Raw genomic sequence first — 22,966 nt, 5'->3', positions numbered from 1 at the left:
AACTCTCGATACATTTTAGGCCCCTTACTCCACCTTGCTTATTTAAGAAGCCACTCAATTTCCTCTTTATAAGGAGGAATGGTCTTCTTCGCAGAGCCCTCCTCGCAAAGCCATGGTGTTTCCAGAATCTTTGGTACATTTGCAAAGGTCTCATCATGCACCAGACGGTGCAGTGTGTCATAGCCGATGGTTCCCTTGCCTATATTTGCATGCCTGTCCTTGTGTGCTCCGAGAGGATTTAAGCTGTCATTCACATGAAATGCCGCTATCTGCTCAAGCCCTATCACCCTGTCAAACTCTGCAAAAACATCATCATAATGGTTCACAATATCGTATCCCGCATCATTTACATGGCACGTATCAAAGCAGACACGAAGCCTTTCCTTCCTGTCCACTCCATCATAGATAGCCTTAAGCTCCTCGAAGGAACGGCCTATTTCACTGCCCTTTCCTGCCATCGTCTCAAGTGCGATAAACACATCGTCATCATTCTGATTGAGCACTGTGTTAAGTCCCTTTACAATCTGTGCAATTCCAGCCTGCTCACCGGCATTTACATGACTTCCGGGATGCAGCACCAGTATACGGCTCTTCATTGCCGCTGTCCTCACTATCTCCTTTTCCAGAAACTCCACTGCCAGCTCGTAAGTCTCAGGCTTTACAGTGTTTGCCAGATTTATGATGTATGGCGCGTGGACCACTATCTCATTTATCCCATGCTCATGTGCATATTCCCAGCCAGCGTCTATGTTGAGCTCTGAGATTTCCTTTCTTCTCGTGTTCTGCGGCGCTCCGGTGTAGAGCATAAACACATTCGCGCCATATGACGCTGCTTCCCTGGCTGATGCCAGAAACATATCTTTTCCTGCCATGCCTACGTGACAGCCTAATTTTATATCACTCATATTTTTCCTCTGTTTCATTGTATCTATGTATCTATTATGTCTACTATAACACTACATCCCTGATAACTCTATCTAAATATTCTAAATTTTTACTAAACATGGCAAAAGCCATTGACATAGTATTAAAAACTACATATACTATTCTTTGCAACCACATATATCAAAAGCATATAATTGCAATGTATGCGGTGCATAATTACAGTTAACCAATTTTTATAAGAAATACGAGGGTAAATATGTTTGAAATAATTGTTGACTCTGCGGCAAACATTCCTGCAGAGCTATGTAAAAAATTCAAGATCAAGGTGCTGTCATTTGTAAACCTTGTCAACGGAAAGGAAATGACCTGCTTTGAGCCTGACCTCACACCGGAACAGGAGCGGGCGAAGGGTAAGGAATACTATGATGCGATAAGAGAAGGTGCCGAGGTAAAGACAGGACTTATCAGCAGCGGAATCTTTGAGGATACCTTCAGGGAAATCATTGAGGCCGACAAGGATGTACTGTATTTCTCCCTCAGCAAAAACATAAGCGGCAACTACAACTCAGCCCGCGTCGCAGCCGACGCTGTCCTTGATGAGTGCGATAACGGCAGGAAAATCCGTCTGGTGGATTCATTAAATGCCTCCCTTGGACAGGGACTTCTCGCAATATACGCCAGCGAAATGCGTGAAAAGGGCATGAGCTTTGATGAGGTGGCTGACACGATAGAGACCTATCCTGCCAGATTAAACGGTGTGTTTACAGTGGGCAATTTAAAGTATCTTGCAAGAACCGGCAGATTAAGCGGAACCACCGCTTTGGTCGGCAACATGCTAAGCATCAAGCCTATCCTAAGGGGCAGCAAGGACGGATATATTGTACAGTTCAGAAAATGTCGTGGCCGAAAAGCCGTATTAAATGAGCTTGTCAATCTGTTATGCAACAACATCATAGACCCTGAAAATCAGATTATCGGAGTGGCACATGCAGACGCATATGAGGATTCGCTCTATGTGATTGAACAGATTAAAAAGCGCATAAAGGTGCGCGATGTGATAAATACCACCTATGATTTCTGCACCGGAAGCCATGTTGGCCCGGAAGCTTTAGCAGTGTTTTTCATGGGAAATGACAGAGAATTGGGAGCCTGAAATCAGGCTCCCTTTTTCACTTCTATCTCAAATTTTAAGCTGCAGCTTTCTTGCTTTCTGATTTCTCACAGAGCTTCTTCACACCCTGAATTGCAACAAGTACACCAAGGATGAGCAGTAATACTGCGAATATAAGCTGTAATGAATTTCCAAGGTCAAGTCCTACAGAGAATAATGCCTTTGTAAGCTTGTAGATTGTCATGCCAAGTGCAGTAAATGTAACTGCCATCATGAATACCATTGGAATCCAGAGCATGCAGCCCTGACGCTTTGTCTTCTTTAAGAATACTGCGCAGGCAACAAGTGCAAGTACTGATAAGAGCTGGTTAGCTGAACCAAACAGTGGCCAGATCTCTGCATAGCCTACCTTTGTAAGCATGAATGCAAGTACAAGTGTGATGATTGTTGCAAAGTATTTGTTTGTCATCAGCTTGACAAATGGACTCATATTGTCATCATCTGTGTCTGAATCAAGCCAGAACTCCTGGAATGACAGACGTCCGACTCTGGCTACTGAATCAAGTGATGTCAGAGCGAAGGCTGATACTGCAAGGTTGATCAGTGTGAACACAAGTGAGTGTGGTAAACCGATTACTGACAGGAAGTTTGCGATAGCTCCTGCGAAAATCTGTGGCTGTGTTGTAAGTCCCTGAGCTGCTGCCTCTCCCTTACCGAATGATGCTACTGCGATAAGTGCAAGGATTGCAAGCATACTCTCCATAAGCATGGCACCGAAGGAAACAGGAAGCATGTTCTTCTCATTCTTGATCTGCTTAGAAGCAGTACCTGATGATACAAGTGAATGGAAGCCTGAAACTGCACCACAGGCGATTGTTACGAATAAGATAGGGAACAGATACTGTGGGTTTCCGTTTGCATCAGGGATTGCAAATGCTGTGAAAGCCTCAAGGTTACAAGCAGGGTTTGCAACAAATACACCGATTACCGCACCTACGATCATGAAGATCAACAGGTAGCTGTTAAGGTAATCACGTGGCTGAAGCAGTGCCCATACAGGTGTAACGCTGGCAATAAGTATATATGCAAAGATGATAATGTGCCATACGCTAAGGTTTAAGTACATTGGGAAATTAAGTCCCAGTGCGATTGCTACTATAAGTAATGCGATTGCAACAAGTGTGTTAATCCATTTGTTGAACTTAGAGTATTTAAGGAAGAAACCAAGTGCAACTGCCTCTATGATGAAAAGCATTGATGTAGTTGCAACTGCTCCGTTGGCTACAACCTTTGTAACCTCGCCTGCTTTATCAGCAGCAAAGCCATTGAATGTTCCGGCTACGACATCTGCGAAAGCTGCAACAACAAGTATACAGAACAGCCAGCAGAATAACAGGAATAATTTCTTTCCTAATTTACCGATGTACTCCTCGATGATGTAACCGATTGTACGGCCCTTGTTCTTTACTGAAGCGTACATAGATGCAAAATCCTGAACAGCTCCAAAGAATACACCACCAATTAATATCCAAAGCAGAACCGGAAGCCATCCGAAAATAGCTGCCTGAATTGGTCCGTTGATTGGGCCTGCACCTGCGATAGATGCAAACTGGTGTCCGAATACTACGTTGGTATCGGCCGGTACATAGTCCACTCCATCCTCCATCTCGTAGGCAGGAGTCTTGGCATTTGGATCAATGCCCCATTTGTTTTGCAGATAACGGCCATATAATAAGTATGCTCCACCGAGCACAACAATGGCTATTACCATCATTAAGATTCCACTCATATTATTACCTCTTTCTTTTGTTTATCTTAATTTTATTTGTATATTATGTTTACTCTTTTTTTAACAAATTTCAATAAATATTTTATACATAATTTATTTTTTATTTCGGGAATTTTTGTTTAATTTACCAATCGGTTATAATAGGTATTCTTCCTTTTTATGCTGTCTTTGTCTCAGCAGCTTCTTCTGCTTTTTTAGCAGCCATTTTGTCCTTTAAAGCAAAGGCTCCGGCAAGCAGTGTGCCTGAGATTGAGTGCCATGTACATGACACTGCACAGATGATGGCTGATTCAGGTGTTGAAGCAAACTGTGCTGTAGTTGTGGCAAGGTTTGTGGCAAGACCGGCATTCTGCATACCAACCTCGATAGAGATGGTTCTCTTCTTGGCTGTGTTCATGCCTACCAGCCTTCCTGCACCATATCCGAGCAGATATCCAAGTCCGTTATGTAACAGAACTGCCGCAAAAATTACTGCTCCTGATGTAAAGAACTTTGAGCCCTGTGATGATACAACACCACCTACAACGAATGCCAGACCAAGCACCGCAATACCCGGCATAACCTTCTGAGCCTCGGCAAATGCCTTTTTCTTTCCAAGCAGATAGTTGAGTAAAAATCCAACTGCTACAGGAAGGATTACGGTCTCAATGATTGATACAAACATCGGAAGTGCCTTGATTGAGACATGTGTTCCGCTTGCAAGCAGTGATACCAGAAGCGGTGTCATAAATGGTGAGAGCAATGTGGAAACTGTTGTCATTCCGACTGAGAATGCCACATCACCACCACAGAGGTATGACATGATGTTTGAAGAAACACCACCGGGACAGCAGCCCACGAGGATCAGTCCAAGTGCGATTCCGTCTGGCAGATTCAAAGCCTTTGAGATACCAAATGCGAGAAACGGCATGATAAGATACTGTGCAATTGCACCTACACATATATCAAACGGTCTCTGTGCAAGTATCTTGAAATCCTGTGTCGTAAGTGTAAGTCCCATACTAAACATGATGATTCCGATAATGATTGACTGACATGTGAACTTGTTGGATACCGGATCCACAAACAGCATCTGGTTTACCCATGCCATCAGATTCGGAACCAAAAATGTGACTACGGCGATTGCTATGACAACTATCGATGTGTAGTCTGATAAAAATTTACTTACTTTTTGTAATGCTTTCATTGTAAGCCTCCTTAACATTTTTCTGCTCACTAAAACTCTTTTATGGAATTAAAAAATCCCTTTCCAGATTGTCATAATCTGAAAAGGGACGAAATAATCCGCGTTACCACCCTGATTCCACAGTGTATTACTGTGACACTCTGCATACCAGCATATGCTTTCCATATAACGGTGGACACCGGCGAGGTTTACAGACATGCTTAATGCTTTCAACCCGCTTCTTAGAGAGGATATTCCTATCTGACCATTGCCTGTTCGCACCGCCCACAGGCTCTCTGAAAATAAATACAGACCGGACTTTGTTCTCATCAACGAATTTTGGTGAACATATTTAATTAACTCTTGTTTTGTATTATAGTCCTCTGACACTATATGTCAAGAGAATGATACAAATTTGTACTATAACATTTATTTATGGTTTTTATTCATGCGATTTATTCTTATTATTATTCGTAATCTTTGTTGCTGTACTCATCATTCCATGACTGCTGTTGTGATGTACCGTAGGAATTTTGAGCATCCCCGCCCTGGGCTGTGCCATACGGATTCTGGCCATACTGCTGATTTGCTCCGTTTCCGTACATGTTCTGACCGTACTGCTGATTTGCTCCGTTTCCGTACATGTTCTGGCCGTACTGCTGATTTGCTCCGTTTCCGTACATGTTCTGGCCGTACTGCTGGTTTGCTCCGTTTCCGTACATGTTCTGGCCGTACTGCTGGTTTGCTCCGTTTCCGTACATGTTCTGGCCATACTGCTGATTTGCGCCATTTCCGTACATGTTCTGGCCGTACTGCTGGTTTGCTCCGTTTCCGTACATGTTCTGACCATACTGCTGACCGTATCCGTTTGAACCGTATGGGTTATAGTAGTTATTATTACTATTGTATCCATCTCCCACATAAACAATGTTTTTGTTGAAGGCAATAATACAGACAAAAATCACATTGAGGAATATAAGTCCGCAGGCAAATCCTGCTCCCTTGCCAAACGCATGTGACAGTCCGACACAGCAGAGGATATTCATAACCGCTGCCGCAATCATTGCTGCAATAATCAGAATAACTGCAAATATCAGCATGCCCATGTGATTTCCGATGCTGCTTCCACCATATCCATAGGTAGAATCATAATACGATCCCATATAACCGGATGTCATAACAGAAAGTCCTGATGCAATAATCTCATAAAACAATAAAATACATCCTGCTATACTTGCGATACATGCCACAAGATATCCCCAGAACAGCTTCTTTTTCCCTGCAATCTTGAATTTTACATATGAGCTGTAAAACGGTACAATAGCCGCCCAGCCGGGCTCCCCTGCCTTTGCATACATGATCCATGATGCAATAATTGTCAGTACTATAACTGCCAGATTGATAAACGACTCAAAGCCGTCAATCATATTCATAATAGTATAATATGTGCTCATTTTTTCTCCCTTTCATAACCAAAGTTTGTTTGTTATTCAAAGTATACATCACCATAGGTCAGAGTGCAATATTTAAAAAGCTTTTCATACTTTTCTTACACTGCTTTTTGCACCCTTGACAAATCCCTTCCCAAACGGCTATAATATCGTCAATTGAAGCACAATTACATTTCAACAGGCTTTGATGGGAACAAGTACGTTTCTGCTATACTTACAGAGAGCTGCCGGCAGGTGAGAGGCGCAAGGAAAACAGATTTGGAATACATCCCGGAGCTTTGCACCGAACGTCATACCGGATGGTTATATCACCGGTTCGATTAATAAGCTGCAACGTATTGGCACACGTTATAGTGCCGGAGTGTTAGCAGAATCGGCTATTTTCACTATATATATCGAATATATGTCGAATAATGTGTGACAACTCACGGAGGCATTCCTGTGCGAGCAGGATGCAAATTAAGGTGGTAACGCGAGAAATCCCCCTCGTCCTTAAATGGATGATGGGGATATTTTATTTTTTAGAATACAAATTCAACTTATCAGGAGGAAAATCATGACAATTTATGACGAATTAGTTGCCCGCGGTCTTATCGCGCAGGTAACAGACGAAAAAGAAATCAAAGAGCTTATAAACAACGGAAAGGCTACCTTCTACATCGGCTTTGATCCTACAGCAGACAGCCTTCACGTTGGACACTTCATGGCTCTTTGCCTTATGAAGAGACTTCAGATGGCAGGAAACAAGCCTATCGTGCTTATCGGTGGAGGTACAGCACAGATCGGTGATCCATCAGGACGTACAGATATGCGCCAGATGATGACAACAGAGACTATCAACCACAACGTAGAGTGCTTCAAGAAACAGATGAGCCGCTTCATCGACTTTGGCGAGGGAAAGGCTATCATGGTAAACAACGCTGACTGGCTGATGGACTTAAATTACGTGGACGTGCTCCGCGAGGTTGGTGCTCATTTCTCAGTAAACCGTATGCTTACAGCTGAGTGCTACAAGCAGCGTATGGAAAAGGGTCTTTCCTTCCTTGAGTTCAACTACATGATCATGCAGAGCTACGATTTCTACACACTTTTCCAGAAATACGGCTGCAACATGGAGTTCGGTGGAGACGACCAGTGGAGCAATATGCTCGGTGGAACAGAGCTCATCAGACGTAAGCTCGGAAAAGATGCATACGCTATGACAATCAACCTGCTCCTAAACTCTGAGGGCAAGAAAATGGGCAAGACACAGTCAGGTGCAGTATGGCTTGATCCTAACAAGACAACACCTTTCGAGTTCTTCCAGTACTGGAGAAACGTTTCTGATGCCGATGTCCTTAAATGTATCAGAATGCTCACCTTCCTTCCTCTCGAGGAGATTGACAAGATGGAAAGCTGGGAGGGCGCACAGCTCAATGAAGCTAAGGAAATCCTGGCATTCGAGCTCACAAAGCTTGTTCACGGTGAAGAGGAAGCCACAAAGGCTAAAGAGGCAAGCCATGCTCTTTTCGCAGGCGGCGCCAACAACGCAAATATGCCTACCATTACCGTTACAGCTGAGGACTTCCCTGAAGGAGATCTTGATATCATCTCTGTTCTAGTAAAAGCAGGTCTTTGCGATTCAAGAGGAGACGGCCGCAGAAATATCCAACAGGGCGGTGTTTCCGTTGCAGACGAGAAGGTAACTGATATCTCTACAAAATACACTCTCGACGATTTCAAGGGCGAGGGACTTATTATCAGACGTGGTAAAAAGAAATTTGCCAAGGTTATAGCTGAATAGACAGAGAATCCCCGGTAGTAACTACCGGGGATTTTTACTTTCAGCCATATTTTATTTTGAAAATTCATTTGCAGGAAATTCATATGGCACAAATTTACTGCTACATGTAACCGTGTAATCAGCTTCCCCCGAAACAGTTTTTTGTTCTGTGCCAACACCATCTCCACAAATCCAGTATGAACCATCATTTTTTTCTATTACGGTATTCATCATTTCGGCAGGATATTCCCCATCAAACCCGGAAAGGCTGTACTTGTCCGAATTATATTGTAATCTGCCGGTCCATACCATTATTACATCAGATGCAACCTTAGTCGGTGTCTTTACGACAAGACTGTCTGCTATTCCACAGTTGTCAGCCGGATTGTATCCCCAGGTCCATACTGTCCCATCATTTAACAGTGCCGCATGAAATATACCACCTGTTACCAAAACAGCATTATCAAGGATTTTTTCCGGCTTCTTTATAAATGACACCGCATAATTCTCAAATGTCATGCTCTCATATGTAGTGCCCCAGGTCCATACAGAACCATCATTTTTGATAGCAATAATGTCAAACTTACCGCACCTTGCATATCTCACATCTTCCATGATAAGATACGGTGTATCCACATAATAATTATTATCAAAAAGCTTCGCTGTCTTATCATAGCCATATCTCTTACTGAATTCCTCAGTACCTTTTCCTGCATGTCCAAATGCATATAGCTTATTATCCTTTGTAAGATAAATCGCAAAACCTTCTCTGGAATAATCTACATGCACAATATTTTCTGCAATTTTTACCTTTTCATTATGTACATCATAGTCACGCGTTCCCTGTGCAAGCTGTCCCCAGTCATTGTTTCCACATCCCCACAAAACATTGTTTTCATCTATGGTGTACAGATTTCCCGGATCACCTGTATTTGTAATATAATGATCTGAAATGTTGATGGAAATATCCATAATTTTTTCCACACCGTTCGCATCATTTTGCTCTGTTCCCACAGCAGACTTATTACTGTTCCCCAGCTTATCATTACTGTTAAAATACATATCGCAGATGACTGCGATAATGCATAAAACCACAAGAAAGGTTACTATATTTTTCTGAACATTTTTATTCTTTAACATAATATTCCCCGTACTAAATTAACCTTTACTATTTTTAAGAACATCTTCAATAGCATCGAATGCTTTTTTTGCGAAATTAATTTTATTATCAGATATCAGTTCACCGTCTTCCGAAATCTTTATCTCTGCTATAATCAGATCGTTATCCTCGGTTTTTTCTGTACCACCACCTATATTCGTCCATACAATATCTATATCACTTGAATCCACATTACCTTGTGTTTCTACCTCATACCGTACTCCATCAAAAAATGCTGCTTCCGATTCTGCACTTACAATTAGTGCATTATTAAGCTGATATACAACAACCGAATTATAGCCCTCCTTAGAACTCGCTAACACAACCTCACTCTCTATCGAGTTCTGAGTATATTTTTTGCTATTTTCTGCATTCTGTTTATAAAAAAATATCACACTTTCCAAAATCGCCAGTACTACAATGGTTATAATAATTACTTTTTTATTCATCATATAATAAATATAGTTGATATTATGACCATCTCTCTTCTCCATGTAAAAAATACGGTTTTAGATGTAATTTTTTCCACTTTAATATAGTAATATCTGTACCTTAAACATATTATTATCCGTTGAAATATTCATTACCCCATTATATTTACTGACAGCATTTTTTACAGAACATAAGCCCATTCCATGATTTTCTTTATCTGCTTTTGTTGTGACCGGATTTCCATTAGTATCCTTTTTTATGTCTCCTGAAAACGGATTAGAAATCCTGATAAGCAGGCCTTTCTTTCTGTATACCAGATCTACATTAACCTCTCTTTTACTAACATCATCAAGTTTGCAGACTGCTTCAATTGAATTATCAAGACAATTGCCAAGTATTACACAAATATCCGCATCATTAAATTTAAGTTTCTGTGGAATTTCAATACGTAAATTCAGCTTTATGTCTGATTTCTCCATAACAGATTTTTTGTAATTTAAAAGAGTATCAACTACTATATTTCCGGTATTAATTTCTGAATTATTTTTCAGATAATTCTCTCCATTTAATATGTCATCAATATAGTCTATTGCACCTTCAAACTCTTTTCGCACCGCGTACTCTCTTATACACATTAAATGATTTTCAATGTCATGCTTGAGCTTTCTGATATTTAAATTTGCCACTTCCCGCTCCTGAAGCTGCTCTTTACACAATTCTATTTCTTTATCAAAAATTGCCTGTTGTTTCTTTAACTCCAGCTTCTCCGCCAATTCCTCATATATCTTAAATATCATAAAATTTAACACTAAGATTATTCCTGATGAAATCAGACAAAAAACAGCAGCATTTTTATCATCTGATTTTTCGCAAAGCATAAAAAGAGTATTCAAAATAAAAATACTTCCCATAGGTATAGAAAACAACATACACCAATATGAAAATGGAATTTTCCTCTTCAAGCTGCTGTGTTTCAATGCTTTCAACACTCTTAATATGGTAAGCAATACGAGTTTTGATATGAGTGAACCAGCTATCTGATATTGTGTATATCTTATATCTAAAAAAATAAATACCAGACCAACAACAACCTCTGATATCATCCCCAGTAAATTGATAATTACTACGCATACTATTTTTTTAATTATGCTTCCATAATAAAGCAGTATACAAAAAAACAGGCTTGTAGCGATTTCTAATATAAGAAGCAAAAATGGCTGTGCAATATACTCAGTCCCGCAAATATCCACCGCTAAAAATACTATCCAGACAATCAATGAAAATGAAAAAGGCAAATCTTTTTTTACAAAGAATATCCCCATTGCCTCTTTTATTATCACCAAAAATAAACTTGTTGAAATCAAATAAAATAATATTTCATTCATCTAAAAAATCTCCCACAAGCAGATTATTATATTGTTCCCTGATCTTTTTTTGCCGGTCTTCACTGATCTGTAAAACCGTACCATCACGCAAAGTAACATGAGAGAAGCTTATCTTACATATAAATCTGTAATTTACCAGATATGACTGGTGAATTCTCAGAAACGGAATTTTACTATCGCCTAATTGTTTCTCAACATAATTAAGCTTTCCATAAAATTTATCTTTTCCGTCCATATGTATTATATTGATAAGTCTTCCTGAGCTTTCAAAATATGAGATGTTATTTATCGGTATCTTACAATCCGCTTTATTAAAACGATATTCAAAATATGTTTCATCATTAAGTATCCGCTCGTAGGCTTTATTAAAATACACTTCAAAAATATAATCATCCACCGGTTTTTTTATAAACCTAAATGGCTCTACTTCAAACAACTCAATAAAATAATTGTCATATGCGGAAATGTATATCAAAATTGCATCCGCATCATTTTCCCTGATTTTTCGCGCAACTTCTATACCATTAATCCTGACCATTTCAATATCCAGATATAACAGCTCATATTTATTTTTCCCGAATGCTATATCGTCCCATAACTCACTTCCGTCAGAAAAAACTTCTATATTCATTTTTATCATCTGCTTTTTAGAAATCTGTAAAAGCATTGCTTCTATTTTTGACGCAAAGACTAAATCATCATCACATATCGCTATATTTATCAAAGTGTTTTCTTCCTTTACTGTTTTGTTGATGCTATGTTTATTTTCAATTATAGCCTATTATCCATCATTTATATATATTAAACCCTACTTTTTCCTCATCTTCCCTTGACTTCTTATTAATAAGTTAATATAATTTATCTAATTGATACATCAACGCTTTAAAGCGCTGACAAAAGGAGGAATTATCATGAAAAAGAGATCTAAAATTTTAGCTTCACTTGTTCTTGCAGGAACAATGGTACTTGGACTTGCCGGATGTGGAGATTCCGGTTCAGCAAACGGTGGCACACAGTCAGGTAAGAAATCCGGTGCCAAATATCAGATAGGTATCTGCCAGCTCGTACAGCACGAGGCTCTCGATGCCGCTACAAAGGGCTTTGAGGACGCATTAAAGGACAAGCTCGGAGACGATGTATCCTTTGACGAGCAGAATGCCGCAGGAGATGCATCTACATGCTCTACAATCTGCACCAAGTTCGTCACAAACGACTATGACCTTATCCTTGGAAATGCTACAGCAGCTCTTCAGGCCGCTTCAGCAGCTACAGACTCTATTCCGATTCTCGGAACATCTATCACAGACTACGCTACAGCTCTTGATATGTCAGACTGGTCAGGCACTACAGGAAAGAATATTTCAGGTACTACAGACCTCGCTCCACTCGATGAGCAGGCTAAATGCATCAAGGAGCTCTTCCCGGATGCAAAGAACATCGGTATCATCTACTGCTCATCTGAGCCAAACAGTATCTACCAGTCAACAACTATTACCAAATACCTTGAGGACGAGGGATACACTGTAAAAGAGTACACATTCTCTGATTCAAACGATGTTGCTGCAGTAACACAGAGCGCATGTGATGCATCTGATGCAATCTACATCCCAACTGACAACACAGCAGCTTCATGTACAGAGGCTATCAACAATGTAGCTTCACAGGCTAAGACACCTATCTTCGCAGGCGAGGAAGGAATCGCTAAGGGCTGTGGTGTTGCTACACTTTCTATCAGCTACTATGACCTTGGATACACAACAGGTGAGATGGCTTACGATATCCTTGTAAACGGTACAGACATCAAAACTATGGAGGTTAAAACAGCTCCTAAGTTCACTAAGGAGTACCTCCCGGATCGCGCCAAGGAGCTTGGAATCACAGTTCCTGACGGCTATGAGGAAATCTCAGCTGAATAAACAGCTGCACTATGGAGGTATTTAATAAAATGATTCTAATGAATTATTTTGCAACCTTAAATCCGGTTGCATTCACCAATGCCCTTCCGGGCAATATAGCCCAGGGTCTGATATGGGGTATCATGGCACTAGGTGTTTACATCACCTTCAGACTGCTGGACTTCGCAGATCTGACGGTTGATGGCTCATTTGCAACAGGTGGTGCCGTAACCGTTATGATGACGATTAACGGCTACAATATCTGGGTTTCACTGCTTTGCGCATGTATTGCCGGTCTGCTCGCAGGACTTTGCACAGGTCTCTTACATACAAAGCTCGGCATTCCTCCGATTCTGGCAGGAATCCTTACACAGATAGCGCTCTACTCTATCAACTTAAATATCATGCAGCGTCACGCCAACCAGGCACTTAGCGCAGATAAATATAATCTGGTGCTTTCATCACGAAACCTGACACATGCGATAATTGTCGGTGTGATTTTCTCGGTTGTTATTATCGCGGTGCTTTACTGGTATTTCGGAACAGAGCAGGGCTCTGCTATCCGTGCCACAGGCTGCAACCCTGCAATGAGCAAGGCTCAGGGTATCAACATCGACAACATGAAGCTCATCGGTCTTGCGCTTTCAAATGCAATTGTAGCGCTCTCAGGCGGCCTGCTTTCACAGTACTCAGGCTTTTCCGATGTAAACATGGGCCGTGGTGGAATCGTCATCGGTCTTGCCGCAGTTATCATCGGTGAGGTGCTCGGCGATGCAATCCTCGGAAAGCACATGAATTTCATGGGAAGACTTATCTTTGTCATATTTGGTGGAATTGTTTACTACATTGTAATCGGAATCGTTCTGTGGCTGCAGATGCCAAGTGATGACTTAAAGCTCTTCACTGCAATCATCGTGGCAATTTTCCTTGCGGTGCCTTACCTGAAGGGCAAGAGCAAGGCCTCCTTCAAAAAGGCCGGCAAGCGCTCTGCCGCAGCACTTAATGCAAAGGAGGGCAAATAAATGCTAGAGATTAGAAACGTACATAAAACCTTCAATCCGGGCACAATCAATGAAAAGCATGCCCTAAATGGTGTAAACCTGAAGCTTGAGGAGGGTGATTTCGTCACTGTTATCGGTGGAAACGGCGCCGGTAAATCGACCATGCTCAATGCCGTTGCCGGCACATGGCCTGTTGACGAGGGCTCAATTCTCATCGACGGGGTGGATGTCACAGGACTCCCTGAGTTCAAGCGTGCATCATTTCTGGGACGTGTGTTCCAGGATCCAATGACAGGAACTACCGCAACCATGCAGATTGATGAAAACCTCGCACTTGCAGCGCGCCGCGGAAAGCGCCGTGGTCTTGGCTGGGGTATCACAAAGGCTGAAAAAGAGCGTTTCCACGAGCTTTTAAAGGAGCTTGACCTGGGACTCGAGGATCGAATGACCTCAAAGGTTGGTCTGCTCTCAGGTGGACAGCGTCAGGCTGTTACACTGCTCATGGCTTCACTCCAGAAGCCGAAGGTGTTGCTTTTGGATGAGCACACCGCTGCTCTCGACCCTAAGACAGCCGCAAAGGTACTCGCTCTCACAGACAAAATCATCAAGGACAACAGCCTGACAGCCATGATGGTCACACACAACATGCGTGATGCCATCGCTCACGGCAACAGACTTATCATGATGAATAACGGACAGGTTGTCCTTAATATCTCAGGCGAGGAAAAGAAAAACCTCACTGTGGAGGATCTGCTCATGAAGTTTGAGGAGGTTTCCGGCGAGGAATTTGCTTCTGATAAGGCTTTGCTTGGATAGACATATCTATATAATAAAAAAAATTTGCAGCTCGTGTGGAGCTGCAAATTTTTTGTTATATACTTTTTATACCAGTTCTCCCACCGGCTTAATCATATCAGCCTTGATAAAGCCCTTTATGATCAGATACTGCTCTATCGTCTTCACACAGTTTTCCACACCGACACGCTCACTGTTTAGTGTCAGGTCGTAGTTCACCGGATTTGTCCAGTAGTTTCCGTGTGTATAGTACTTGTAATAGTCTGCCCTGAACTTATCTGTTCTCTCAATTGTGGCATTTGCCACCTCAGGTGTCACGCCCATATTGGCTATGGTACGCTCCACACAGAATGCACGCGGTGCCTCAATATATATGCTCACCACATTTGGGCGGTTCTTTAATACATAGTCTGCGCATTTTCCTACTATGACGCAGGATTCCTTGTCTGCGAGCTCGTTGATAATCTGGCTCTGATACTCAAAGAGCCTGTCATCTGATTTGAACTTCTCATTTCTTGATATATATCCCTTTGCTCTTGGAAGTCCTCTCAAAAAGCTCGTAAATCCGCCCTCCTCACGCAGCTTCTCGTTTACCTCCTGAAACACATTCTCGTCAAGTCCGCTCAGCTGACTGGCAAGAGTCAGGATACGGTTCTCATAACAGTGTATTCCAAGCTCTTTAGCCAGCTGTGATGCTATTGCTTTTCCGCCTGTTCCAAAGCCTCTGGCAAAGGTTACTACAAAATTATCCATTTATCATTTCCTCCTTATGAATGCCAACCATATCTAGCCTGCCAGATATCTGCTTAAGAATTCTCTTGTTCTTGGATTCTTAGGATTTGTAAACAGCTCTGCCGGTGCTGCATCCTCTGCCACATATCCTGAGTCCATGAAAATAGTTCTTGTAGAAACATCTCTGGCAAATGCCATCTCATGTGTGACGATTATCATCGTAAGTCCTGTCCTCGCGAGGTCCTTCATGACATTTAACACCTCTCCGACCATCTCAGGGTCAAGCGCCGATGTAGGCTCATCAAACAAAAGCACCTCCGGGTTCATACAGAGTGACCTTGCAATGGCAACTCGCTGCTTCTGTCCTCCTGAGAGCTGCGATGGCTTTGCATTGATATAAGGAGCCATGCCGACTGCCTTCAGATGTGTGATTGCCCTGTCAAAAGCCTCCTGCTTTGGCAGATGAAGCACCCTTCTTGTGCAAAGCATACAGTTCTGGAGCACTGTCATATTGTTGAACAAATTAAAGGACTGGAACACCATTCCCACCTTTGAACGGTAATCATTGATATCCTTTTGTACATTTCTGACCTCTTTATCGTGATATAAAATCTTTCCTGAGGTCTGTTTCTCAAGCTTGTTGATGCACCGAAGCAGTGTTGATTTTCCCGAGCCTGATGAGCCCACAATACAGATGACCTCGCCGGAATGCACATCAATATCAATCTTTCTAAGTACCTCATGATCACCAAATGATTTGCTTAAATCCTTAATTGAAATTACTGTCTCACTCATATTGTGCCTCCTATTCATTGTCCATGTACTCAACTGCGAGTGCATAGTCTGTCTTACCCTGCAGCTTCTTTTCAATCAGCTTGAAGAGCTTATCAAATACAAAGCACAGTACAAAGTAAATTACTGCGATGACCAGATATGACTCAAAGTACTTGTAGTAGTTTCCACCGACTGTCTTGGCAGCCATGAAAAGCTCCTGCACAGCGATAACATTGAGCACTGATGTCATCTTCAGATTTAAAAGGAATGTATTTGCCATCTCTGGGATGATGTTCTTGAATGCCTGCGGCAAAACTACATAGAGCATTGTCTTAAACGGTGACATTCCCATGGCCCATGCGCCCTCGCGCTGTCCCATATCTATTGAACCGATTCCTGCTCGGACTGTCTCTCCCATGTAGGCACCTGTATTTAATACCGTTACGAGAATACCTGCAAATACAGGTGTCAGGTTTTCATAGCCCATCTGACGTATTCCATAGTACACAATCATCGCCTGAACTATCATTGGTGTATCCCTGAATACCTCAACATAAATTGTAAATATCACCTTTACTATACGGATGAGAACCTTTTTTACGATGTTGTCACCATCGTTAAGCTTTACATCATTTACTATGCCTACGATATATCCCAGTACGAAGCCAAGCAACGTACCAACTACCGATATGTACAGCGTAAGCCAGGTTCCTTTGATAAACATGCTTGAATATTTCTGCGCCAGAAATACCATCCATTCTAACGAATTACTTGGATTACTTATTATCATACTGCTACCTCACTTTTATCTCTCTAATCCCCAGCTTACGCCGGTTTTATCAGACTATTGTGGGATGATGCGATATGACATCATCCCACAGGCCTTCATCTTTTCGTGAATCAAATAAATCCCTAATAACTAGTTGGCTGCCGGCTGCTGTGTCAGAACCTGATCCATCAGCTCATCCATCTTTGCCTTGTCACTCCAGCCGATTGCATTCATGGCGTCCTGGATTTTATCCCTGAGTGCTGTATCATCCTTTCTTGTTGCGATACATACATTTACCATCTCATCATCACCTGTGAAGGTATCATTCTCATCAAGCTCGATAATCTGTAAATCATCGTTTGTCAGTGCTGCTGACTCGGCTGTCGGAACATCGATTACACATACATCTGCGCTGCCGTTTGATATTGCGAGGAAGCACTCTGATGTAGTCTCAAAGTTTCCTGACTGCTCAGCACCCTTTATCTGGTCTAAAAGTGGAATCCAGCCTGTTCCAAGCTGTGTAGTTACTTTACAGCCTGTATCTGCGAGATCTGAAAGACCCTTTACATTTGAATACTTGCCGCCCTTCTTAACAACGATACAGTTGTTTCTATAATAATAAGGCTCTGTGAATGTGTATGATGCTTCTCTTTCCTTTGTCTTGCCCATACCTGCGATGATACAGTCATAATCTCCTGCATCGAGTGAAATACCGATTGATGACCACTCAACCTTATGTACCTCAAGGTCCATTCCCATCTGGTCTGCAAGCTTCTGTGCCACTGCTACATCATAGCCGTATGCGTAGTAATCAGAGCCTGCTATCTTGACTGCCTTGCTGCCATCCGGTGTAGTATCTGTATCCTGTGTCCAGTTGAATGGTGCATATGCACATTCCATACCAACCTTTAAAACCTTCTTTGATGAGCTGTCTGCTGCGGAGCTATCTGAAGCAGCTCCTCCTGAGGATGAACCACATCCAAACAATGTTGTAGCTGCCATTACACCTGTCAATACTAATGCTGCAAATCTCTTACTTTTCTTCATCATAATCTTTTCCTCCTTGATTATCGAAATGTAAAAAGGCGCCGGAGTATTTTCTCCAGCGCCTTTGCTTAGTTCGTATAATAAACTTAATGAAGCAGCTTTGCAATGTTAATTTTGCACAATTTGTTTGTGCATTTTTACAGTAACTAATTAAACATAAGCCTTTTTACAAGAATACAGTTAACTACATCCAGGTATTCCATCGAGTCATCAAGGCTGATTTCCAGTATTTCCTCTATCTTTTTCAGACGGTATTGCAGGGAATTGCGATGAACGTACATCATCTGTGCCGTTTTTCCGACATTGAAGCCACACATGTAGTAATTGAGCAGCGTATCTATGAGAAACGAGCCGTTTGCATTATCATACATCTCAAGCCGCTTTAGCTTCTCGTTGCAATAATCCATGATTTCCTGCTGATTGCCGCTGTTGAACATATACTTGTATATGCCCATGGAGCTTGCACTGAGTACCTTCTTGTTGGTCGGATTGGGTAAAATATCCTTTTTGGGGATGAGATTTTTCGCCTCCTGATAGCTCTTGCCAAAATCCGCAGGCTTCCTGTATGCCGCACCGAGTATGCATGTGCTGTGAATGAGCCCCGCAAATGGTGCACGGCTGTCTAAGTCCCCAAGTATCCTTTCAATCTGACGCTCCGTCTCCATATCCTTTGTCTCCTCAAAAAGAAGCACAAATTTGTTCAAAAACCTCATATACATAGGCCTTTTCTTCATATGGATAACCTCGCGGTTCAGACAGTCGGTATAGTATGTATATGTGTGCTCGTCCTGCTCCAGATTCACTCCGTATTTGCGGTCTATCACGATGATTCCCACCCTGTACGGCCTGTCAAAGGTCAGACCAAGCTGCGCAGAAATCTTCTCGATATACTTATCATTTACCTCGTATCCAAAGAGCAGATTGTACAGATAGTCCCCGGTCCTTTTATTATCCACACTGGTCTCTAAAAGCAGCTCTCCGACGCTCTGCGCAATATCAACAAAGGTGGCTCCCTCCCACCGGATATAAAACAGCGGCAGCTTGAGCTCATCAGCCTTGTCCTTCATCCTCTGTGGGGTCTCTTCCCTGTCCTCCACAACCGAAATCGCAAAGCCCGATATACCAAGCTCATTCAGCTCAACCATGGCATCATATGCCTCGTCCATGGAAAATCTCTTGTAATCTACCACAAGCAGCGCAAAGTTGCCCGGATTCATATGATCCTTATAAGGCTTTGTCTGCACCAGATAAGTCCATGACACCATCCTATCAAGCCCTGCCGCTCCTGCCACAAGCTCCATTCCGTCCATTTGTAAATTGTTAACATCCCTGCATGAAATCATCTGTATCTCCCTGATATTTTAAGCTCCGGTAACTATCCCAAGCCGTTTCAAACTACTTATACCCGCAGCCGCTTCGCCCCGGCATATCCTCTCCGTGCACATATCTGGCATTGAACTCCATATTTATCTCGCGAAGCTCCTTCTTTCCGTCAATATAGTCCTGATACATCTCGGCAAGCCCCGACATGCAGCCATCGCAGGTGGCCTCGATATTGCCAAGCGACTCAGCCACAATTGCCTCGCGCTCCTCTTTTGTTGTCTCACTGATTAAATATCCCATTTTGTATGTTTCCTTTTCGTATAATGCATAAAAATTACCGTGATTTCCAGCTGTTCACATATTAAAAGCCCAGATTTTCATCCACAAGAATAATCTGGAAACGCCCCTTCACCTTTGAAAAGCGTGTGGTCAGAATCTGACAGCAGATACACTGCGGGCTCTTGCAGTCAAAGCAGGTGCCGTTCTTGGAGCAAGGTGTGTCGATGCCAAAGCGCTGTGCGTTGATAGGCGCTGCCTCATTTCTCGCACGGCTCATAGCGTCTGCCTCGGTCTTTACGACCTTGTTCATACCCACTATAAGAAGCACATGCTTCGGTCCGTAAGCATACGCCGCCACGCGGTTTGCATTTCCGTCTATATTGATAAATACGCCATCCTCGCTCATCGCATTGACACTTCCAAGGAAATAATCCGATGTAAATGCCTTTAACGCTATCTCCTGCTTCTCCTCCTGCGTAGACACCTTGTCCCTGTCATAAAACTGATATTCTCCGTTTGAGAGAGCCTCATACAGACCACATTCCTTCACCGATGTGGCACCGCCCATATTGATTGAGCTGCCCTTTGGAATCAGCTCCAGAGCCTTCTTAACAGCCTCCTCCTTTGTCTCTACATAATAGGCCTCCATGTTGCGCGACTCAAGCGCAGCCACAAGGCGCTTTCCCAGTAATTCGTTTCTCATTTTTCTTACGTCCATAGTGTAAACCTCTTTTCATGCTTATTGCCAATTCCCATTTGTGCAATTAGCTGTATTAATTGTTGTTATTATACTACTTTACAGGGGGTGTCTGCAATTTATTCGGGAATAAATGATTGTACTTTTCATTCTAATAGAAAAAAGTGTACAACAAAAAGAGCCCTTTCGAGCTCTTCCTGCTTTGTACAACATTAAATTGTAGATGATTACTGTAAGAGTGAAAGTACACCCTGTGTAGACTGATTTGCCTGTGCAAGCATAGACTGTCCAGCCTGAGCAAGAATGTTGTTCTTGCTGTAGTTAACCATCTCAGAAGCCATATCTGTATCACGAATACGAGACTCAGCTGTTGTGGTATTCTCAACTACATTGTCGAGGTTGTTGATTGTGTGCTCAAGACGGTTCTGAACAGCACCGAGTGATGAACGCTGTGAAGATACCTTTGAGATTGCATCTGAGATAGCATCTACTGCGTATGTTGCAGCATTACCAGAATCATCCATGATACTTAATCCCTTAATACCTAAGCTTGCAGAATCCATTGAATCGATTTCTACGTTAATCTTATTTGTCATGTCAGCGTCTGCACCTACATGAAGGTTGAATGATAAAGTATTTGCTACAGTAGCATATCCTTTATGAATTGTATACGTTGTTTTTCCATCTGCTGTAACAGCATCTTCAACTGTTGCTTTAGAATCAACAGTACCAATATTATTAGCACTTCCTAATTCCGTCTTAATCATACTCTCGGCAACACCTTTAGTAATAATAGATGAATTGTCATCATCAATATTATCAGATCCCTGGGTTCCATCCGCTTTTTTTTCATCAGTCATTACGGTATATTCTTTACCAGCAACAGTTACCTTAGAACCAGCCTTAACTAAATCCTTTAATTCAGTAACAGTTGCATTATCTGTTCCTGTTCCACCTAATTCCTGTTTCTTTAAAGCAGTTGTTGTTCCTGCTTTACAAATTGTTGTACCCGAATCAGCCTTTATTATGTCATACGCATTACCATCAATTGTAACAGAAACCGTTCCATTTGCAGCCGGTGCTTCTATCTTATCCTTTGCATCTGCAAGTGTAGATCCTATGGTGTATTCTTTACCACCAATAGTAACCTTATCTCCATCTTCAAGCTCATCCATTACAAAAGTAGCAGACTTTGCACTATCTGTAAGAGTTCCCTTAAGACCTGCATCATGTCCATTCATATAAACATTCTTTGTAGATGCCTTGTCACCCTTTAAAAGATATGTCTCATTGAACTTTGTTGTCTCAGATACACGATCAATCTCTGTTGTGAGCTGGTCAATCTCGTCCTGGATAGCCTGACGGTCTGAATCCTTTGAGTTTGTACCATTGGCAGCCTGTGTTGCAAGTTCGTTCATTCTCTGGAGCATTGAGTGAACCTCTGTAAGAGCCCCCTCAGCTGTCTGTACAGAAGAAACGCCATCCTCAGCATTTGTTGAAGCACGATCAAGTCCACGAATCTGCTTTCTCATCTTCTCTGAAATTGTGAGTCCAGCTGCATCATCTGCTGCACGGTTAATCTTGTAACCTGATGAAAGCTTCTCTGTGCTCTTTGACTGTGCGCTTGTTGTTACGTTGAGCATTCTGTTGGCATTTGCTGCCTGCATGTTGTGTTGTACTACCATAATATAATCCTCCTTGTCCCACGTTCATGGGTTATTATGTTTGACCTCTGGAAATCCTTTTCCCGAGGGTTTTGCAGCTGCTTTGTGTATATTTTATTTAGGCAGTTGCGGTTTTCTATAACAAGCGGCTTCCCGGGTGTGGCTTGCGCCACAGCCGCCTATTAACTTATTGTGTTATGCTTACTTACCTGTTTCAGACTTAGTTGATTTTGCCTTTTTCTGTCTTTCATTCCAGATAATCTTTTTGATTTCATGCTGTGCTTCCTCTGAAATCTTTGGCTCCGGATAATATGTATCTTTTCTCTTCTCAGGATTCGGATCGTTGTTCGACCTAGAGATGTTCATCTCTCTTGGAGCATCTATCATGAGACGTCCGTTCTTTCCGCTTCCACCGGCATAGACCACTCTGATGTTGTCTCCGATATTTACATATTCTCCCTCTTTAAGCGATAATTTAAGCATTCTGTATACCTCCGTGCACTTGATTTAAGCTATTTCCATGCTTATGTGAAATGTAACAATTCTCTAAGAAATGTTGCATTTTAGAGATATGAATTTATAAAATAAAGGAATTTCTCAGAAATATGAAGGCTGCAGCAAGCAATTATGCTCAATAAAGTGCAAATAAATTTTTAAAATTTAATGTAATTAGGGGTAAAGTATTAGAATTGATGTCCGATATAGTAGTTGTAAGATAAAAAATGGGGCTGTAAAATAAGTCCCTAATTAAGAAACGCCAACTCCGGCAAATGTCGGTTTTGGCGTTTCTTTGTATGAATTTTTCTATTTTTGATCACGTTTGCATCTTTGGGTATAAAAAATGGTGCATT

Annotated in this window: 22 protein-coding genes and 2 other annotated features; of the genes, 5 read left to right on the top strand and 17 right to left on the bottom strand. The window is 42.0% G+C overall.

Annotated elements, in window-relative coordinates; all coding sequences use genetic code 11:
- Window positions 1–38: 38 nt before the first annotated feature.
- On the bottom strand, window positions 39–905 hold the full coding sequence (locus tag ACW6PM_RS12445; RefSeq protein ID WP_308668859.1) for a deoxyribonuclease IV: 867 nt from the start codon (window positions 903–905) through the stop codon (window positions 39–41).
- Between the two features lie 236 nt (window positions 906–1,141).
- On the opposite strand from ACW6PM_RS12445, the gene ACW6PM_RS12440 reads away from it, so the two are divergent.
- The gene (locus tag ACW6PM_RS12440; RefSeq protein ID WP_456057360.1) at window positions 1,142–2,038 is read left to right on the top strand and encodes a DegV family protein; all 897 of its coding nucleotides are present in this window, start codon (window positions 1,142–1,144) and stop codon (window positions 2,036–2,038) included.
- Between the two features lie 34 nt (window positions 2,039–2,072).
- Here the strand turns inward: ACW6PM_RS12440 and ACW6PM_RS12435 are convergent, their stop codons facing one another.
- The 3 genes from ACW6PM_RS12435 to ACW6PM_RS12425 form a co-directional block, all read right to left on the bottom strand.
- Window positions 2,073–3,785 (bottom strand): carbon starvation CstA family protein, encoded by a 1,713-nt coding sequence (locus ACW6PM_RS12435; protein WP_456057359.1) that lies wholly within the window; start codon window positions 3,783–3,785, stop codon window positions 2,073–2,075.
- A gap of 157 nt (window positions 3,786–3,942) precedes the next feature.
- Window positions 3,943–4,989, bottom strand: coding sequence for a bile acid:sodium symporter family protein (locus ACW6PM_RS12430; protein ID WP_456057371.1), 1,047 nt, complete (start codon window positions 4,987–4,989; stop codon window positions 3,943–3,945).
- 63 nt (window positions 4,990–5,052) lie between these two features.
- Window positions 5,053–5,292: a binding site (T-box leader), on the bottom strand.
- Window positions 5,293–5,417: 125 nt separating this feature from the next.
- On the bottom strand, window positions 5,418–6,404 hold the full coding sequence (locus ACW6PM_RS12425) for a DUF5684 domain-containing protein (protein ID WP_456057358.1): 987 nt from the start codon (window positions 6,402–6,404) through the stop codon (window positions 5,418–5,420).
- Window positions 6,405–6,576: 172 nt separating this feature from the next.
- Window positions 6,577–6,898, top strand: a binding site (T-box leader).
- Window positions 6,899–6,957: 59 nt separating this feature from the next.
- On the opposite strand from ACW6PM_RS12425, the gene tyrS reads away from it, so the two are divergent.
- Window positions 6,958–8,184, top strand: a complete 1,227-nt coding sequence (gene tyrS, locus ACW6PM_RS12420) for a tyrosine--tRNA ligase (RefSeq protein ID WP_456057357.1) — start codon at window positions 6,958–6,960, stop codon at window positions 8,182–8,184.
- A gap of 51 nt (window positions 8,185–8,235) precedes the next feature.
- Here tyrS and ACW6PM_RS12415 read toward each other — a convergent pair whose 3' ends face one another.
- The 4 genes from ACW6PM_RS12415 to ACW6PM_RS12400 are packed head-to-tail and all read right to left on the bottom strand — an operon-like array spanning window position 8,236 to window position 11,863.
- The gene (locus tag ACW6PM_RS12415; protein WP_456057356.1) at window positions 8,236–9,303 is read right to left on the bottom strand and encodes a hypothetical protein; all 1,068 of its coding nucleotides are present in this window, start codon (window positions 9,301–9,303) and stop codon (window positions 8,236–8,238) included.
- 18 nt (window positions 9,304–9,321) lie between these two features.
- Window positions 9,322–9,816 (bottom strand): hypothetical protein, encoded by a 495-nt coding sequence (locus ACW6PM_RS12410; RefSeq protein ID WP_456057355.1) that lies wholly within the window; start codon window positions 9,814–9,816, stop codon window positions 9,322–9,324.
- 36 nt (window positions 9,817–9,852) lie between these two features.
- A complete protein-coding gene (locus tag ACW6PM_RS12405; protein ID WP_456057354.1) occupies window positions 9,853–11,139 on the bottom strand; it encodes a sensor histidine kinase in 1,287 nt (428 codons plus the stop codon).
- Entirely contained in the window at window positions 11,132–11,863 is a 732-nt protein-coding gene (locus tag ACW6PM_RS12400; protein WP_456057353.1) for a LytR/AlgR family response regulator transcription factor, read from the bottom strand. The genes ACW6PM_RS12405 and ACW6PM_RS12400 overlap by 8 nt, the downstream gene beginning before the upstream one ends.
- Before the next feature lie 187 nt (window positions 11,864–12,050).
- Here ACW6PM_RS12400 and ACW6PM_RS12395 point away from each other — a divergent pair, with 187 nt between their 5' ends.
- The 3 genes from ACW6PM_RS12395 to ACW6PM_RS12385 are packed head-to-tail and all read left to right on the top strand — an operon-like array spanning window position 12,051 to window position 14,851.
- A complete protein-coding gene (locus ACW6PM_RS12395) occupies window positions 12,051–13,055 on the top strand; it encodes an ABC transporter substrate-binding protein (protein ID WP_308651457.1) in 1,005 nt (334 codons plus the stop codon).
- A gap of 38 nt (window positions 13,056–13,093) precedes the next feature.
- A complete protein-coding gene (locus ACW6PM_RS12390; RefSeq protein ID WP_173844281.1) occupies window positions 13,094–14,056 on the top strand; it encodes an ABC transporter permease in 963 nt (320 codons plus the stop codon).
- Complete coding sequence (locus ACW6PM_RS12385) at window positions 14,057–14,851, top strand: ABC transporter ATP-binding protein (protein ID WP_456057352.1); 795 nt, start codon at window positions 14,057–14,059, stop codon at window positions 14,849–14,851.
- A gap of 66 nt (window positions 14,852–14,917) precedes the next feature.
- On the opposite strand, the gene ACW6PM_RS12380 is transcribed toward ACW6PM_RS12385, so the two are convergent.
- The 9 genes from ACW6PM_RS12380 to ACW6PM_RS12340 all read right to left on the bottom strand — a co-directional run bounded on the left by ACW6PM_RS12380 (window position 14,918) and on the right by ACW6PM_RS12340 (window position 22,598).
- Window positions 14,918–15,583 carry a cytidylate kinase-like family protein gene (locus ACW6PM_RS12380; RefSeq protein WP_456057351.1) on the bottom strand — a complete coding sequence of 222 codons (666 nt, stop codon included), beginning with the start codon at window positions 15,581–15,583 and terminating at the stop codon, window positions 14,918–14,920.
- 33 nt (window positions 15,584–15,616) lie between these two features.
- Window positions 15,617–16,357, bottom strand: coding sequence for an amino acid ABC transporter ATP-binding protein (locus ACW6PM_RS12375; RefSeq protein ID WP_306754051.1), 741 nt, complete (start codon window positions 16,355–16,357; stop codon window positions 15,617–15,619).
- A 10-nt stretch (window positions 16,358–16,367) separates the two neighbouring features.
- A complete protein-coding gene (locus ACW6PM_RS12370; RefSeq protein ID WP_308500237.1) occupies window positions 16,368–17,126 on the bottom strand; it encodes an amino acid ABC transporter permease in 759 nt (252 codons plus the stop codon).
- 129 nt (window positions 17,127–17,255) lie between these two features.
- Window positions 17,256–18,155: a transporter substrate-binding domain-containing protein gene (locus tag ACW6PM_RS12365; RefSeq protein ID WP_456057350.1), complete on the bottom strand. Its 900-nt coding sequence runs from the start codon at window positions 18,153–18,155 to the stop codon at window positions 17,256–17,258.
- A gap of 143 nt (window positions 18,156–18,298) precedes the next feature.
- Window positions 18,299–19,495: a helix-turn-helix domain-containing protein gene (locus tag ACW6PM_RS12360; RefSeq protein WP_448755161.1), complete on the bottom strand. Its 1,197-nt coding sequence runs from the start codon at window positions 19,493–19,495 to the stop codon at window positions 18,299–18,301.
- Window positions 19,496–19,547: 52 nt separating this feature from the next.
- Window positions 19,548–19,775 (bottom strand): hypothetical protein, encoded by a 228-nt coding sequence (locus ACW6PM_RS12355; RefSeq protein WP_012741106.1) that lies wholly within the window; start codon window positions 19,773–19,775, stop codon window positions 19,548–19,550.
- A gap of 61 nt (window positions 19,776–19,836) precedes the next feature.
- Window positions 19,837–20,472, bottom strand: a complete 636-nt coding sequence (locus ACW6PM_RS12350; RefSeq protein ID WP_308651452.1) for a lactate utilization protein — start codon at window positions 20,470–20,472, stop codon at window positions 19,837–19,839.
- Window positions 20,473–20,678: 206 nt separating this feature from the next.
- The gene (locus ACW6PM_RS12345) at window positions 20,679–22,136 is read right to left on the bottom strand and encodes a flagellin N-terminal helical domain-containing protein (RefSeq protein ID WP_456057349.1); all 1,458 of its coding nucleotides are present in this window, start codon (window positions 22,134–22,136) and stop codon (window positions 20,679–20,681) included.
- A 180-nt stretch (window positions 22,137–22,316) separates the two neighbouring features.
- Window positions 22,317–22,598 (bottom strand): carbon storage regulator, encoded by a 282-nt coding sequence (locus ACW6PM_RS12340; RefSeq protein ID WP_456057348.1) that lies wholly within the window; start codon window positions 22,596–22,598, stop codon window positions 22,317–22,319.
- Between the last annotated feature and the right edge of the window lie 368 nt (window positions 22,599–22,966).

This window comes from Agathobacter sp. (assembly GCF_977054825.1).
This window is presented reverse-complemented; position numbering and strand designations above follow the sequence as displayed.

Excerpts from the sequence above, each read along its gene's own strand:
- ACW6PM_RS12425 (WP_456057358.1), bottom strand. The coding sequence starts at position 6,404 with ATGAGCACATATTATACTATTATGAATATGATTGACGGCTTTGAGTCG.
- ACW6PM_RS12385 (WP_456057352.1), top strand. The coding sequence starts at position 14,057 with ATGCTAGAGATTAGAAACGTACATAAAACCTTCAATCCGGGCACAATC.
- ACW6PM_RS12350 (WP_308651452.1), bottom strand. The coding sequence starts at position 20,472 with ATGGACGTAAGAAAAATGAGAAACGAATTACTGGGAAAGCGCCTTGTG.
- tyrS (WP_456057357.1), top strand. The coding sequence starts at position 6,958 with ATGACAATTTATGACGAATTAGTTGCCCGCGGTCTTATCGCGCAGGTA.
- ACW6PM_RS12370 (WP_308500237.1), bottom strand. The coding sequence starts at position 17,126 with ATGATAATAAGTAATCCAAGTAATTCGTTAGAATGGATGGTATTTCTG.
- ACW6PM_RS12445 (WP_308668859.1), bottom strand. The coding sequence starts at position 905 with ATGAGTGATATAAAATTAGGCTGTCACGTAGGCATGGCAGGAAAAGAT.
- ACW6PM_RS12375 (WP_306754051.1), bottom strand. The coding sequence starts at position 16,357 with ATGAGTGAGACAGTAATTTCAATTAAGGATTTAAGCAAATCATTTGGT.
- ACW6PM_RS12340 (WP_456057348.1), bottom strand. The coding sequence starts at position 22,598 with ATGCTTAAATTATCGCTTAAAGAGGGAGAATATGTAAATATCGGAGAC.
- ACW6PM_RS12435 (WP_456057359.1), bottom strand. The coding sequence starts at position 3,785 with ATGAGTGGAATCTTAATGATGGTAATAGCCATTGTTGTGCTCGGTGGA.
- ACW6PM_RS12395 (WP_308651457.1), top strand. The coding sequence starts at position 12,051 with ATGAAAAAGAGATCTAAAATTTTAGCTTCACTTGTTCTTGCAGGAACA.
- ACW6PM_RS12365 (WP_456057350.1), bottom strand. The coding sequence starts at position 18,155 with ATGATGAAGAAAAGTAAGAGATTTGCAGCATTAGTATTGACAGGTGTA.
- ACW6PM_RS12360 (WP_448755161.1), bottom strand. The coding sequence starts at position 19,495 with ATGATTTCATGCAGGGATGTTAACAATTTACAAATGGACGGAATGGAG.
- ACW6PM_RS12345 (WP_456057349.1), bottom strand. The coding sequence starts at position 22,136 with ATGGTAGTACAACACAACATGCAGGCAGCAAATGCCAACAGAATGCTC.
- ACW6PM_RS12355 (WP_012741106.1), bottom strand. The coding sequence starts at position 19,775 with ATGGGATATTTAATCAGTGAGACAACAAAAGAGGAGCGCGAGGCAATT.
- ACW6PM_RS12405 (WP_456057354.1), bottom strand. The coding sequence starts at position 11,139 with ATGAATGAAATATTATTTTATTTGATTTCAACAAGTTTATTTTTGGTG.
- ACW6PM_RS12410 (WP_456057355.1), bottom strand. The coding sequence starts at position 9,816 with ATGGAGAAGAGAGATGGTCATAATATCAACTATATTTATTATATGATG.
- ACW6PM_RS12440 (WP_456057360.1), top strand. The coding sequence starts at position 1,142 with ATGTTTGAAATAATTGTTGACTCTGCGGCAAACATTCCTGCAGAGCTA.
- ACW6PM_RS12430 (WP_456057371.1), bottom strand. The coding sequence starts at position 4,989 with ATGTTAAGGAGGCTTACAATGAAAGCATTACAAAAAGTAAGTAAATTT.
- ACW6PM_RS12390 (WP_173844281.1), top strand. The coding sequence starts at position 13,094 with ATGAATTATTTTGCAACCTTAAATCCGGTTGCATTCACCAATGCCCTT.
- ACW6PM_RS12415 (WP_456057356.1), bottom strand. The coding sequence starts at position 9,303 with ATGTTAAAGAATAAAAATGTTCAGAAAAATATAGTAACCTTTCTTGTG.
- ACW6PM_RS12380 (WP_456057351.1), bottom strand. The coding sequence starts at position 15,583 with ATGGATAATTTTGTAGTAACCTTTGCCAGAGGCTTTGGAACAGGCGGA.